The sequence below is a fragment of the Cupriavidus sp. 05L310 genome (assembly GCF_056398185.1).
On the sequence record NZ_JBFTOX010000017.1, the window covers coordinates 46,006 to 59,067 of the forward strand.

The window sequence follows — 13,062 nt, forward strand, 5'->3', positions numbered from 1 at the left end:
TTTAGCGCGCGGCGCGCTCGTTGCGCATGAAGGCATCCAGCACGCCGGCCCGCGCGCTGCCCACGCGCGCGCGCCACGCGGTTACCGCCCCCGCGCCGGCCTCGCGCAGTGCCTGCTGCACGGCCGCGGCAGGGCTTGCCTGGATGGTCACGCCGTTCGCGCGCATGCGCGCGGCGTTCTCTTCCAGCCGGGTACCCAGGCGCGTCCACTGCCGTTGCTCGGTAGCCTGCGCGGCGGCATCCACGGCGGCGCGCAACGCGCCCGGCAGGGCCGCGTAAGCGGCCGCGTTGATCGTGGTAAAGGACAGCGGCATGGCATAGCCAATGGCCGTGAAGTTGGGCAGGTAATCCCATAACTTGCGCCCCGCGCCGCCGTCGCCCGAGGACAGCACCGCGTTGACCGAACCGTCTTTCAGGCGCGGCATGGCGTCGGCAAAGGACAGGCTGGTGGCCTGCGCGCCGGCAGCGTGCATGACCTCGGTGGAAGTCTCGTCGTAGGTGCGTGCCGACAGCGCGCGCAGGTCGGCCAGCGTAGCGACCGGATTGCGCGACCACAACCCGGTCGGCGGCCACGGCGTGACATACAGCAGATGCTGCCCCTGCGCCTCGAAGGCCCGTGCGTAATCCGCGCGGGCCAGTTCGGCCAGGCGCCGGGCGGACTCCACCGAGGTCGCGACGAAAGGCAGCGAAGACAGCAGGAACAGGGGATCGACCGCGCCCAGCGCGCCACCGAAGGCGTCCCCGCCCTCCAGCCGCCCTTCTTTCACCGCTGCGGGCATCTGCGCGGACTTGACGCCCGCGCTGGCATCGAAGCTGGGCATCACCTCGATGGCGCCAGCCGTGCGCGTCTTCACCTCTTCGGCGAACGTGGCCAGCCCTTCGCCCGGCATGGCGCTGGCCGGATATTCGGTGGCCATGCGCCACGCCGTGGGGGTGGCGGCGGGCTGCGCCCAGCCCTGTCCGGCGCCACAGGCAAGCAGGGTGAGCAGCACGCCGCCGCGCAGCAGTTGACGGCGCAGCGGCCGGGACGCGCGCTTCAGGGAAGCAGACATGGTGGAAAGTCCTGGGGTCGTGGGGTAGTGAAGCCGTCGTATCCAAAAGGACCGACAAGAAGGGCAAGCGAGCTGCCAAATGCCCGCCGGCGTACACTCAGCCGCGCCGGAACGCCACGACATCCTCCACCTCCACACGGATGCCGATGCGCTCGCCGAGCGCATGATCGTGGTGCGAAGGCACCAGCGACAACACCTGCCCGCCGCCAGCCAGGCGCAGCGTGTACAGGATATCGGCTCCGCGAAAGGCTTTGTGCAGGATCTCGGCCTGCAACGGGCTGGCGTCGTCATGCACGATATCGTCGGGGCGAATCAGCACGTCCACCTCGGTGGTGGCGGGCGGCACGCCAAGCGGCTCACGGCTTTGCAGCGTGCCCAGCTCAAGCGTGACCACGTGCGGACTGGCGAGACGGCCCGGCATCAGCACGCCCTGGCCAATGAAGTCCGCAACCACGCGCGTGGCCGGCCGGTGATAGAGGTTGTGCGCGCTGTCCCACTGTTCGATCGCGCCGGCATGCATCACGCCGATCTCGTCAGCCATGGCGAAGGCCTCGTGCTGGTCGTGCGTGACGAGGATGGCGGTGGTGCCCTGAGCCTTGAGAATGTCGCGCACCTCCAGGCTCAGGCGTTCGCGCAGTTCGATATCCAGATTGGAGAATGGCTCGTCGAGCAGCAGCAATTCGGGACGCGGCGCCAGCGCCCGCGCCAGTGCCACGCGTTGCTGCTGGCCGCCCGACAGCTCATGCGGAAACTTGCCGCCGGAGCCGGCCAGCCCCACCAGCGCCAGCATCTCCCCGACCCGCGCGGCGCGTTCGCCGCGGCGCATGGCATGCAGCCCGAAGGCGATGTTGTCGGCCACGCTCAGGTGCGGGAACAAGGCGTAGTCCTGGAACACCATGCCGATGCGACGGTGCTCCGGCGCCACGGCAAAACCCGGCGACGACATCACCGTCCCCTGGAGCAGGATGCGCCCTTCGCGCAACGGCTCGAACCCTGCGATTGCGCGCAGCACGGTGGTCTTGCCGCAGCCGCTGGGCCCGAGCAGGCAGGCGATACTGCCGCGCGCCAGGGTAAAGGACAGGCCGTTGACGACGGCATGCCCGCCGAATCCATGATGGATGCGATCAACCACGATCACGGTGTCGGCTCGTGCTTGCTCGGACGAATTGGGAAGCGGGTGGCTTGGCATGCCGAGCATTATATGGAGGGCGGGCCCATCTGTGTGCCGCGCATGTATGCAGGCCGCCCTGCATGCATTGCTAGAATGCTGGGCCCGGCTATCGAAGCACCATGCTCGAATCACGCTGGCCCCGGGCGTCCCTGCCGGGATCGTCCGACCGGGCCTGCCAGCGGGCCTCATCCTCCCACGCACCATCACAGTCATCCAAGCCGCCACCGAATGAGCCTGCTTCGACCCAGCCCTACCAGCCGCCTGCACCCCCTCGCCCTAGTCGCCGGCCTGGCCGCACTGCTGATCGCGCTGCCGATCGCGCAGGTGGCCAGCAGCCTGCTCACGCCCAGCGGCGACACCTGGCGGCACCTCGCCGACACGGTGCTGGCCGAGTACGTGGTCAATACCTTGTGGCTGCTGGCCGGGGTCTGTGCCGGCGTGCTGCTGCTCGGCGTACCCACCGCCTGGCTGGTCAGCACCTACCGCTTTACCGGACGGGCATGGCTGGAATGGGCCCTCGTGCTGCCGCTGGCGATGCCCGCCTATGTCATCGCCTACGCTTATACCGATGCGCTGCAGTTCGCGGGCCCGGTGCAAAGCTGGCTGCGCGAGCTGACCGGCTGGCGCGCGCGCGAGTACTGGTTTCCGGATATCCGCTCGCTGGGCGGCGCCATCGCGCTGTTCACGCTGGTGCTCTATCCCTATGTCTACCTGACCGCGCGCGCGGCCTTCCTGCAGCAAACCCTGAACACGCTGGAGGCGGCGCGTCTGCTTGGCTATGGCACCTGGGGCAGCGTATGGCGCATCATGCTGCCGCTCGCGCGCCCCGGCATCGTCGCCGGCACCGCGCTCGCGCTGATGGAAACGCTGGCCGATTTCGGCACCGTGGCCTACTTCGGCATCCCGACCTTTTCCACCGGCATCTACCGCGCGTGGTTCTCGCTGGGCGACAAGAACGCAGCGGCCCAGTTGTCCGCCTTCATGCTGGTGTTCGTGATCGGCATCCTGCTGGCCGAACGCATCAGCCGCGGCCGTGCCCGCGTGCACGGCGGCCAGCGCCGCGCTCCGGCCTACCGGCTGCATGGCTGGCGGGCCGCGCTGGCGCTGCTGGTGTGCGTGCTGCCCGTGCTACTGGGTTTTGCCATCCCGGCGCTGATGCTGTGCAAGATGGCGCTGGCCGAGGGCGATGCGAAGTTCGGGCCGCGCTTTATAGGGCTGGTGCGCAACAGCTTCCTGCTGGCCAGCGTCACCGCGCTGGTAGCCGTGCTGGCCGCGCTGTTGATCGGCTATGCGGGACGTGGCATTGCCGCCGGCCGGGGCTGGCTGTTGCGCGCGCTCACGCGGGTGTGCGGCATGGGCTATGCCCTGCCCGGCTCGGTGGTGGCGGTGGGCGTGCTGGTGCCGGTGGCGCGGCTGGACAATGCCGTTTCGTCCTGGCTGCAACAGCATCTGGGATGGTCGGCCGGGCTCTTGCTGACCGGCGGCATTGCCGCGCTGGTCTATGCCTACCTGGTCCGCTTCCTGGGCGTGGCCCTGCAAACCGTCAACGCTGGCCTGGTCAAGATCACGCCAGGCATGGATGCGGCATCGCGCAGCCTGGGCCACGGCCCCGGCGCCACGTTGCGGCGCGTGCACCTGCCGATGCTACGTGGCAGCCTGCTGACCGCGGCGCTGATCGTCTTCGTCGATGTCATGAAGGAGTTGCCCGCCACCTTTGTGATGCGGCCGTTCAATTTCGATACGCTCGCGGTACAGGCCTACAATCTGGCATCCGACGAGCGCCTTGCCGAAGCCGCCACGGCGTCGCTGGTGATCGTGGCGGTGGGCCTGCTGCCGGTGATCCTGCTGTCGCGCTCGATACGGCGGGAGGCGCGGGAGTAACCCACAGGGATCGCCTGCAGAAACAGGTGCGAATACTCCTAAATTTCTTCAACGTATTGCCGATATCTCACTAGTCCGAAGCTGCGCCCCGGCTCGCCGCCCCCTTCCCGCGCGTGCCGGGCGGCCTGCCCCCGCCGCTGGCGTGCTTCGCGCCGCATCATGACTGTGCCGCCCGCAATCGTTGCCCGGCACTTGTTCGCAGCGACTTCAGAGAGTGTTATGCAGCTTCGTTACCGCATGCTCGTGTTCAAGCTGAACCGGCTGAACCCGCAAGACCGGGTCAGCGCCGTCGAGGAAATCGCCCTGGCGGGCCAACTGGCGGAGCAACTGGAAAAGCCAGGCATGGTCGAGCGCGTGGTGGCGGACCTGTTCGATCACGATAATTCCCATGTCAGGCGCATCGCGCTCAACGCGGTAAGGCGCGCGCACGGCTACCTGCAGACCGATATCTCGCTTGCCCTGCTGCGCAAGCTCCGCGACCCCGAGCCATGGCTGCGCCACGACGCTGCCTGGATCCTCCATGAGGCCGGGCTGGACAGCCCGCACATCCGCGCGGCACTGCGCCAACTGGCCGGCCCGGTCATGCTGCCTTACGACCAGGCGCGCGCCCGCGCCAATCCCTCCGACGCGATGCTGCACGCCCAGGTGCGCGCGCGGCAAGCACTGGACGTGCTGCTGGCACGCCAGACCGCAGGCGCCGTGGTGGCCAAGCTGCCGTACGCGGATGGCACCTTGGGCCACTCGCACACGCGGCGGCGCGAGCACTTGAAACTGACCTTCGAGAAGCACAGGGAGCGTGGCGCAAAGCTGCGCTTCCGGCGCCTGGAAAGCGGGGAAAACAAGGCCGCGGGCGCCTTGCAGCCGAAGCAGAAGGCCCCCGCATGAAAAATGGCGGCTTGCGCCGCCATTCCCGTCCCGCCCAGTCAGACCGCGCTTACTTGTAACCAGCCTTGTCCGCTACCTTCTGTGCTTGCGGCTGGTACTTGCCCAACTCAGCAACATTGATCTTGTCCGCCTTGAAGCTGCCCATGGCTTCGAGTGCCGGATTGCTGATCTTCACGCTTTCCACCACCGGCCACTCGTTATTGCCATCGGCAAAATAGCGCTGCGCCTCGTCGCTTGCCAGGTACTCCAGGAACGCGCGCGCCGATGCCTTGTTGGGCGCATGCTTGAGCATGCCGCCGCCAGAGATGTTCATATGCACGCCCTGGCTGGCCTGGTTGGGCCACACGACGCCCAGCTTCTCCGCCACGGCCTTGTCCTCGGGCTTGGCCGACTTCAGGATGCGGGCGATGTAGTAGGTATTGGCGACCGCGATATCGCATTCGCCGGCGGCCACCGCCTTGAGCTGGTCGGTATCGCCGCCCTTGGGCGCGCGCGCCAGGTTGGCCACCACACCGCGCGTCCATTGCTCCGTCCTGGCCTCGCCATCGTGGGCAATCAGGCTGGACATCAGCGACAGGTTGTAGACGTGCCCGCTGGAACGGATGCACAGCTTGCCCTTCCACTTGGGATCGGCCAGGTCTTCATAGCTCTTGATGTCGCCGGGCTTGACTGCCGCCTTGTTGTAGGCGATCACGCGGGCCCGCGCCGAGAAACCGAACCAGTCGCCGTTCGGGTCGCGGTAGTTGGCGGGAATGCGCGAGTCCAGCACGCTCGATTTGAGTGGCGCGAACACGCCCGCCTGCTGGGCTCGCCACAGGCGGCCGATGTCGACCGTGATGAACACGTCGGCGGGGCTGTTCGCACCCTCGCTCTTGATGCGCTCCAGCAGCGGGTCTTCCTGGCCTTCGATGCGGTTGATCTTGATGCCGGTCTGCTTGGTGAAATTGGCGTAGAGCGCTTCGTCGGTCTGGTAATGGCGTGCCGTGTAAAGGTTCAGCACTTTTTCCTGTGCGCTCGCGGCGAGCGGCAGCGCCAACACGGCAAGCGCGGCGGCGCGCGGCAGCAAGTGACGGAATACGGTCATGACTCTCCCCCTGGATGATGTTCTGCTTCGCCCTGGAGGTGCAGTGGAAGCATCCTCACACAAGACGAACAAGGAACAATAATCATTCCTATTTCGGAGGTCAAGTTACAACGTTGTAATGTTGGAAGGCCCCGGGCGGGGCCATTCAGGCCGGATCATTACGCGGCATCACCATCGTGCCTCGCCCCGCCACCCGGATTCAGGCGCCGGCGCGCTCCACCAGCACTTTCATGGCATCGGCAGGCAGCGGCCCATGGCAGGTCCGTTCTCCGCTGCCCTTGCTGACGACCAGCCAGACCTTGCCCGGAGAACCCGCCGGATGCAGCAGCCAGGCCGGTCCGCGGCCGCTGCCGGTTGGGTGGAGGTCTTCCAGCACGCCACTGCTGGTCGATTGCAGCAACGCGGCGCAATCGTTGGCGCTTGCCTGCGTGGCGGTGAGGAAATCCGGATTGGCGAGCACTTCGGGCAAGGCGGTGTCGGAGGCGCGCAGGAAGGCATCGACATCGAAATGCTTGCTGGCGCCGTTCTGGCCCGCGCAGGCGGCGAGCAGCACGGCCACCGCGATGCCGGCGACGGCGCCGCCACGGCGCCGGGCCAGCCGGGAGAGGGAAGCTCGGATCATGGCAGGCCTCATTGCTTCAACACATCGGCGCCCTTGGGCACCGTGAACCGGAAGGTGTCGGCGGGCAGCGAGGGGTTCTTCTGCATCGCGCTGAACGTCAGCAGCGTCGTATTGCCGAACGCATCGCGCAATTCCATCGCCTCCAGGTTGCCGGCCTTGAAGCCGATGCCGATGCGTTCGAACTGTGTGTCCTTGGACCTGGGCGTCAGTTCGATCCACTCTACGCCGTCGCGGGTGGGACCGTTCTTCACGGCGAAGTTCTTTTCCAGGTCATTGCTGCCGAACAGGATCGCGGCGGGGCTCGAACCCAGGGCGCCGTCGAGCTTGCGCTCGGTCACCTGGTTCAGGTCCTTGTCGTAGATGTAGAGCGTCTGGCCATCGGCCTGCAGCAGCTGGTCGTAAGGCTTGACATAGCGCCAGGTGAACTTGCCCGGACGCGAAAACGCGAAAGTGCCGCTGGAGGTGCTGGCCACCTTGAGGCTGTCGCCCTGCCCTTTGACCTGGCGCTGGGTGAACTCGCCCCTGGCGCTCTTGACGCCCGCGACGAAGGCCTGGAGCTGGTCGGTGCCGGCAGCCATGGCCGCGCTTGCCGCCAGCGACAGCATGGCTGCCGCGGCACATGCCGACACGAGAATGCGGATTCGCATGGTTTGTCCTTGCTTGGTGGAGGGGGGGCGGCGCCAATGCGGCAGCGCCGCCTGTCCGGTTAGAGCCCTGGGCGCATGGCGGATTCCGCAACCATGTGCTTCGCGCGTAACAGCATGTTACGCGCGGCGGCTCATTCTTCTTCGCGGGCGGTGCCGGCCGGGGCCAGGATGTCGCGATTGCCGTTGCCGGACATGGCGGAAACCAGGCCGGCCTTTTCCATGTCCTCGAGCAGCCGCGCGGCGCGGTTGTAGCCGATGCGCAGGTGGCGCTGCACCAGGGAGATCGATGCGCGGCGGTTCTTCAGCACCACGTCGACGGCCTGGTCGTAGAGCGGATCGGCCTCGCCGCCGCCACCGCCGATGCCGGCGCCGCCGCCCATGCTGTCGCCGCCCAGGTCGCCCTCGGCCACGCCGCCTTCGAGAATGCCCTCGATATAGTTGGTCTCCCCGCCTTCCTTGAGCTTCTCGACCACGCGATGCACTTCCTCATCGGAAACAAAGGCGCCGTGGACGCGGATCGGCAAGCCGGTGCCGGGCGCCAGGTAGAGCATGTCGCCCATGCCCAGCAGCGCCTCCGCGCCCTGCTGGTCCAGGATGGTGCGCGAATCGATCTTGCTGCTGACCTGGAAGGCGATGCGGGTCGGCACATTGGCCTTGATCAGGCCGGTAATCACATCGACCGACGGCCGCTGCGTGGCCAGCACGAGATGGATGCCGGCGGCGCGGGCCTTCTGCGCGATACGCGCGATCAGCTCTTCCACCTTCTTGCCCACCACCATCATCAGGTCGGCCAGCTCGTCGATGACGATCACGATCATCGGCACTTTTTCGAGCGGCTCGGGCGCGTCCGGGGTCAGGCTGAACGGGTTGGGAATCTTCTCCTCGCGCGCGGCGGCTTCGTCGATCTTCTTGTTGTAGCCGGCCAGGTTGCGCACGCCGAGCTTGCTCATCAGCTTGTAGCGCCGCTCCATCTCTCCGACCGCCCAGTTGAGGGCGTTGCCGGCCTGGCGCATATCCGTCACCACCGGGCACAGCAAGTGCGGGATGCCTTCGTAGACGCTCATTTCGAGCATCTTGGGGTCGATCAGGATCAGCCGAACCTGCTCTGCCTTGGCCTTGTACAGCAGCGACAGGATCATGGCGTTGATGCCCACCGACTTGCCGGAGCCGGTGGTGCCGGCCACCATGCAGTGCGGCATCTTGGCCAGGTCCGCCACCATCGGCTTGCCGGCGATGTCCTTGCCCAGCGCCATGGTGAGGTTCGATGCGCTCTCGTTGTAGACCTGCGAGCCGAGGATCTCGGACAGCCGTACCGTCTGGCGCTTGGGGTTGGGCAGTTCCAGCCCCATGTAGACCTTGCCGGGAATGGTTTCCACCACCCGGATGGAAACCAGCGACAGCGACCGCGCCAGGTCGCGCGCCAGGTTGACCACCTGGCTGCCCTTGACGCCGGTGGCCGGCTCGATCTCGTAGCGGGTGATGACCGGACCCGGGTAGGCCGCCACCACCTTGACCTCGACGCCGAAATCCTTGAGCTTCTTCTCGATCAGGCGCGAGGTGAATTCCAGCGTCTCGGCGCTGACGGTTTCCTGGTGCGTCGGGATGGGGTCCAGCAGCGCCAGCGGCGGCAGGTCGGAGTCCTGGATATCGGCGAACAGCGGCTGTTGCTTCTCGCGCTCCACCCGCTCGTGCTTGGGCACCGCCTGCGGCCGCACGATCTGCACCGGCGCCGCCTCCTCGATCTTGACCCGCTGCACTTCCACGGTTTCGGTGCGCACGACCTTGGCCGCCTCGCCGATGATGCGGTCCTGCTTGCTCTCGCGGCGCGCCTTGAAGCCGAGGAAGAGGTTCTCGACAAAGCCGCCGATGTGCTCGGCCACCGACAGCCACGAGAAATGGAAGAACAGCGACAGGCCGATGGCCAGCGTCAGCAGCAGCAGCAGGGTCGCGCCGGTAAATCCCAGCGCCATCTGCATCCAGCCGCCCAGCAGGTCGCCCAGCACGCCGCCGGGGGCGCGCGGCAGCGCCGAGCGCAGCGGATACATGCGGATGGCTTCCAGGCCCATGCTGGCGGTCAGCGACAGGCCAAAGCCGATCCAGCTCACCACCAGCCCCTGGCGCGCCTCGCCGTTGCGCTCGGGCAGCTCGGCGGTCAGCGCGCGCCAGCCGCGCCAGCAGCGGCGTACCAACAGCACCGCCCACCAGTAGGCGGAGAAGCCGAAGATAAAGAACAGCACGTCGGCCATCCAGGCGCCCACGCGGCCGCCCAGGTTGTGGATGTCGGCCACCTGGTTGGCGTGCGACCAGCCGGGGTCCGCCTTGCTGTAGCTGGCCAGGATGCAGACGAAGGCCAGTGTGACAGCCAGCAACAGGAACCAGCGCACTTCGCCCAGCAGCTTGCCGATGCGCGAGGGCAGCGCGGATGGATCGGTACGTGTTGTCGTAGTAGCTCGGGCCATGCCTGGGTCTGGGTTACCGTGTGAAGTTTGGTTTGCCGGCCATTTTAACCTTGGCCGGGGCTATCGCTCCCATTGGAATTTGCAACAGTGAGCAAACGCCGGTCCACTTATAATGCTGGTTTCGATTCACGCTGGCGCGCACCAAGGCGCACCAGCCATAGGAAAGCATCATGGCCAAACACGCAAAAGTGCTGATTCTCGGTTCCGGCCCCGCCGGCTATACCGCTGCCGTCTACGCGGCCCGCGCCAACCTCCAGCCGGTGCTGATCACCGGCCTGGCCCAGGGTGGCCAGCTGATGACCACGACCGACGTGGAAAACTGGCCAGCCGATGCCAACGGCGTGCAAGGCCCGGAACTGATGCAGCGCTTCCTGGAGCATGCCGAGCGCTTCAACACCGAAATCATCTTCGATCACATCCATACCGCCAAGCTGACCGAACGCCCGATCCGCCTGGTCGGCGATGCCGGTGAATACACCTGCGATTCGCTGATCATCGCTACCGGCGCCTCGGCCCAGTACCTCGGCCTGCCATCGGAAGAACTGTTCATGGGCCGCGGCGTGTCGGCCTGCGCAACTTGCGACGGATTCTTCTACAAGAACCAGGAAGTCGCGGTTGTCGGCGGCGGCAATACCGCGGTGGAAGAAGCGCTCTACCTGTCGCATATCGCCAGCAAGGTCACCCTGATCCACCGCCGCGACAAATTCCGCGCCGAGCCGATCCTGGTCGACCGCCTGCTCCAGCGCGAGAAGGAAGGCCGCATCGAAATCCGCTACAACACCGTGCTGGACGAGGTGGTGGGCGACGAATCCGGCGTGACCGGCGTCAAGCTGCGCGATGCTCAGGGCGACAAGACCGAAGAACTCAAGCTGGCGGGCGTGTTCATCGCCATCGGCCACAAGCCCAATACCGACCTGTTCGAGGGCCAGCTCGACATGCGCAACGGCTATATCGTGACCAAGACCGGCCTGGCCGGCGATGCCACGGCTACCAGCATCCCCGGCGTGTTCGCCGCCGGCGACGTGCAGGACCACATCTACCGCCAGGCCATCACCAGCGCCGGCACGGGCTGCATGGCAGCGCTGGACGCCCAGCGTTACGTGGAAGCGCTGCAGTAAGCGCCTGCCCCCGGCACCTGCCGCACTGTGATTCGCTGCGCACAGCGATCACCGTGCCGCGGGCGCCCGGATAAATGGCCGCGCGAGCCCTTGGGCGCGACGCCAGTCCCGCCCGTCTGCACTACCTCCCCCCACTTTATAATCACGCCGAGCACCCCGGAGAATTCCATGACGCACGGCGCAAAGAAACCCGCCAGCCCGCCCAAGCGCTTCGGCCTGACCGACCTGGCTGGCCTGCGCGAATCCCTCAAGGCTGACACCGAGCGGCGCGAAGCCGAACGCCGCGAGGCGGAAAGCGTCGCCCAGCGCGCACGCGAGGAGGCTGACGTCTTCCGCAGCAGCGTGGGCAACGTCAGCGCCCTGCGCGACCGTAACCGCATCACGCCCACGCCGCGCCACCCCGCGCCGGTACCGGTACAAACCCAGCTGGACGACAAGGCCGTGCTGGCCGCATCGCTTTCCGACGAATTCGACGTCGAGAACCTGCTGGATACCGATGAAACCCTGTCGTTCCGCCGGCCGGGCATCGGCATGGACGTGGTCAAGAAGCTGCGCCGCGGCGAATGGGTGCCCCAGGACAAGATCGACCTGCACGGCCTGCGCAGCGACGAAGCGCGCGAGGTGCTGGCCGAGTTCGTGCGGCGCTCGGTCAAGCGCGGCGTGCGCTGCGTGCGCGTGATCCACGGCAAGGGCAACGGCTCGCCGGACAAGACGCCGGTGCTCAAGGGCAAGGTGCGCAGCTGGCTGGTACAGAAGGAAGAAGTGCTGGCCTTCGTTCAGGCGCGCGGTGCCGAGGGTGGCTCCGGCGCGCTGATGGTGCTGCTGCGCCAGCCGCACGCCTGAGGCCGCGCGCACGATGCATCTGCCGCTCGATCTCCTGATGGGGCGGTTGCCCCTGATCCTGCATGTCATGGAAGTGGTGGGCGTGCTCGCCTTCGCCGTCTCCGGCGTGGTCGACGCGCGCAAGCAGCGCTTCGATGCCGTGGGTACGTTTGTGGTGGCGTTCGCCACCGCCTTCGGCGGCGGCACGGTGCGCGACGTGCTGCTGGACCGCCGGCCCTTCTACTGGGTCGACCACGAAGGCTATGTGATCCTGATCTTCGTCATGTCGCTCGGCGCTTCGTTCGTGCTGCGGGTAGTCAGCCGGGTGGCGTCCGAGCGCACCATGATCACGGCCGATGCGATCGGCCTCGGGCTGTTTTCCGTCACCGGCACGTCGCTCGCGCTGGTGGCGCAGATGACGCCTACCGTGGCGGTCATGATGGGCATCATTTCCTCGGTGTTCGGCGGCGTGGTGCGCGATGTGCTGTGCAACGAGGTGCCGATGATCCTGCGCGACAGGTCGCCTTATGCCACCTGTGCCTTTGTCGGTTGCTGGGTCTATGTCGGCCTGACCTGGGTGCGGGCCGAGCAGGAACTGGCCCTGCTCGCGGGCGCGATCACCATCACGGCGACGCGCCTGCTGTGCGTGCGCTTCGGCTGGAAGCTGCCGAGCTAGCCGGGCAATCCGGGCGCCCCTCCCCCGGGACCGCCAGGATTGCGCCGGTGCTGAATTGCCTGCGCGGAGCGCTTAGACGGCGGCCTCGTCCTGCTCGCCGGTGCGGATGCGGATCACTCGCTCGATCTCGGTGACGAAGATCTTGCCGTCGCCGATCTTGCCGGTGTGCGCCGCCTTGACGATGGCGTCGAGCACGGTATCGAGCTGGTTCTCGGCAACCACGACCTCGATCTTGATCTTGGGCAGGAAATCGACCACGTACTCGGCGCCGCGGTACAGCTCGGTATGCCCTTTCTGGCGGCCAAAGCCCTTCACCTCGGTTACCGTCAACCCGGTCACGCCGATGTCAGCCAGCGCCTCGCGCACTTCGTCCAGCTTGAACGGTTTGATGATGGCGGTAATCTGCTTCATTTTGGCCCCTTATATAGTCGTTGGTTAGTGAGAGAGTTTAGCCTGCCCGGCGGGTTGCCGGATGTTGCCTGCCGCACCGCGCCATTTCCGGTAGACTCAACCGGCCCTGCCGCCCGCGCAAAGCTCGCGCGGCGCGGACAGCCATGGCGGAACAAGGCCCTGGCCGGCGCCACCGAGGCGTCGGCAGCAGGCAAATGATGAGCGGATCTAGCGCAATGCAGTCTGAATCTTGCAA

12 protein-coding genes are annotated in these 13,062 nt (G+C 66.8%); 5 read left to right on the plus strand and 7 right to left on the minus strand.

Annotated elements, in window-relative coordinates; all coding sequences use genetic code 11:
- Position 1: 1 nt before the first annotated feature.
- Both AC1DS6_RS14510 and AC1DS6_RS14515 read right to left on the minus strand, forming a co-directional pair.
- Positions 2-1,051, minus strand: a complete 1,050-nt coding sequence (locus AC1DS6_RS14510; RefSeq protein ID WP_477102631.1) for a TRAP transporter substrate-binding protein — start codon at positions 1,049-1,051, stop codon at positions 2-4.
- Between the two features lie 97 nt (positions 1,052-1,148).
- Complete coding sequence (locus AC1DS6_RS14515; protein ID WP_477102632.1) at positions 1,149-2,249, minus strand: ABC transporter ATP-binding protein; 1,101 nt, start codon at positions 2,247-2,249, stop codon at positions 1,149-1,151.
- Between the two features lie 201 nt (positions 2,250-2,450).
- On the opposite strand from AC1DS6_RS14515, the gene AC1DS6_RS14520 reads away from it, so the two are divergent.
- Positions 2,451-4,103 carry an ABC transporter permease gene (locus tag AC1DS6_RS14520; protein WP_477102633.1) on the plus strand — a complete coding sequence of 551 codons (1,653 nt, stop codon included), beginning with the start codon at positions 2,451-2,453 and terminating at the stop codon, positions 4,101-4,103.
- A gap of 219 nt (positions 4,104-4,322) precedes the next feature.
- Positions 4,323-4,988: a hypothetical protein gene (locus AC1DS6_RS14525; protein WP_441631096.1), complete on the plus strand. Its 666-nt coding sequence runs from the start codon at positions 4,323-4,325 to the stop codon at positions 4,986-4,988.
- A 49-nt stretch (positions 4,989-5,037) separates the two neighbouring features.
- Here AC1DS6_RS14525 and AC1DS6_RS14530 read toward each other — a convergent pair whose 3' ends face one another.
- The 4 genes from AC1DS6_RS14530 to AC1DS6_RS14545 all read right to left on the minus strand — a co-directional run bounded on the left by AC1DS6_RS14530 (position 5,038) and on the right by AC1DS6_RS14545 (position 9,800).
- Positions 5,038-6,072, minus strand: a complete 1,035-nt coding sequence (locus AC1DS6_RS14530) for a Fe(3+) ABC transporter substrate-binding protein (protein ID WP_276286312.1) — start codon at positions 6,070-6,072, stop codon at positions 5,038-5,040.
- Between the two features lie 199 nt (positions 6,073-6,271).
- Positions 6,272-6,694, minus strand: coding sequence for a hypothetical protein (locus AC1DS6_RS14535; protein ID WP_441631100.1), 423 nt, complete (start codon positions 6,692-6,694; stop codon positions 6,272-6,274).
- Between the two features lie 8 nt (positions 6,695-6,702).
- Positions 6,703-7,341 (minus strand): outer membrane lipoprotein chaperone LolA, encoded by a 639-nt coding sequence (gene lolA, locus AC1DS6_RS14540; RefSeq protein WP_045237963.1) that lies wholly within the window; start codon positions 7,339-7,341, stop codon positions 6,703-6,705.
- A gap of 131 nt (positions 7,342-7,472) precedes the next feature.
- On the minus strand, positions 7,473-9,800 hold the full coding sequence (locus AC1DS6_RS14545; RefSeq protein ID WP_441631102.1) for a DNA translocase FtsK: 2,328 nt from the start codon (positions 9,798-9,800) through the stop codon (positions 7,473-7,475).
- Between the two features lie 170 nt (positions 9,801-9,970).
- Here AC1DS6_RS14545 and trxB point away from each other — a divergent pair, with 170 nt between their 5' ends.
- The 3 genes from trxB to AC1DS6_RS14560 all read left to right on the plus strand — a co-directional run bounded on the left by trxB (position 9,971) and on the right by AC1DS6_RS14560 (position 12,416).
- Entirely contained in the window at positions 9,971-10,918 is a 948-nt protein-coding gene (gene trxB / locus AC1DS6_RS14550; RefSeq protein WP_441631104.1) for a thioredoxin-disulfide reductase, read from the plus strand.
- A gap of 168 nt (positions 10,919-11,086) precedes the next feature.
- Positions 11,087-11,761 (plus strand): Smr/MutS family protein, encoded by a 675-nt coding sequence (locus AC1DS6_RS14555; protein ID WP_441631106.1) that lies wholly within the window; start codon positions 11,087-11,089, stop codon positions 11,759-11,761.
- A gap of 13 nt (positions 11,762-11,774) precedes the next feature.
- On the plus strand, positions 11,775-12,416 hold the full coding sequence (locus tag AC1DS6_RS14560) for a trimeric intracellular cation channel family protein (RefSeq protein ID WP_441631108.1): 642 nt from the start codon (positions 11,775-11,777) through the stop codon (positions 12,414-12,416).
- Between the two features lie 72 nt (positions 12,417-12,488).
- Here the strand turns inward: AC1DS6_RS14560 and glnK are convergent, their stop codons facing one another.
- Positions 12,489-12,827 carry a P-II family nitrogen regulator gene (gene glnK, locus AC1DS6_RS14565; protein WP_441631110.1) on the minus strand — a complete coding sequence of 113 codons (339 nt, stop codon included), beginning with the start codon at positions 12,825-12,827 and terminating at the stop codon, positions 12,489-12,491.
- Between the last annotated feature and the right edge of the window lie 235 nt (positions 12,828-13,062).

Bases quoted from the DNA above. Each gene is read 5' to 3' on its own strand.
- glnK (WP_441631110.1), bottom strand. From the start codon at position 12,827: ATGAAGCAGATTACCGCCATCATCAAACCGTTCAAGCTGGACGAAGTG.
- lolA (WP_045237963.1), bottom strand. From the start codon at position 7,341: ATGCGAATCCGCATTCTCGTGTCGGCATGTGCCGCGGCAGCCATGCTG.
- AC1DS6_RS14555 (WP_441631106.1), top strand. From the start codon at position 11,087: ATGACGCACGGCGCAAAGAAACCCGCCAGCCCGCCCAAGCGCTTCGGC.
- AC1DS6_RS14515 (WP_477102632.1), bottom strand. From the start codon at position 2,249: ATGCTCGGCATGCCAAGCCACCCGCTTCCCAATTCGTCCGAGCAAGCA.
- AC1DS6_RS14560 (WP_441631108.1), top strand. From the start codon at position 11,775: ATGCATCTGCCGCTCGATCTCCTGATGGGGCGGTTGCCCCTGATCCTG.
- AC1DS6_RS14520 (WP_477102633.1), top strand. From the start codon at position 2,451: ATGAGCCTGCTTCGACCCAGCCCTACCAGCCGCCTGCACCCCCTCGCC.
- trxB (WP_441631104.1), top strand. From the start codon at position 9,971: ATGGCCAAACACGCAAAAGTGCTGATTCTCGGTTCCGGCCCCGCCGGC.
- AC1DS6_RS14530 (WP_276286312.1), bottom strand. From the start codon at position 6,072: ATGACCGTATTCCGTCACTTGCTGCCGCGCGCCGCCGCGCTTGCCGTG.
- AC1DS6_RS14545 (WP_441631102.1), bottom strand. From the start codon at position 9,800: ATGGCCCGAGCTACTACGACAACACGTACCGATCCATCCGCGCTGCCC.
- AC1DS6_RS14510 (WP_477102631.1), bottom strand. From the start codon at position 1,051: ATGTCTGCTTCCCTGAAGCGCGCGTCCCGGCCGCTGCGCCGTCAACTG.
- AC1DS6_RS14525 (WP_441631096.1), top strand. From the start codon at position 4,323: ATGCAGCTTCGTTACCGCATGCTCGTGTTCAAGCTGAACCGGCTGAAC.
- AC1DS6_RS14535 (WP_441631100.1), bottom strand. From the start codon at position 6,694: ATGATCCGAGCTTCCCTCTCCCGGCTGGCCCGGCGCCGTGGCGGCGCC.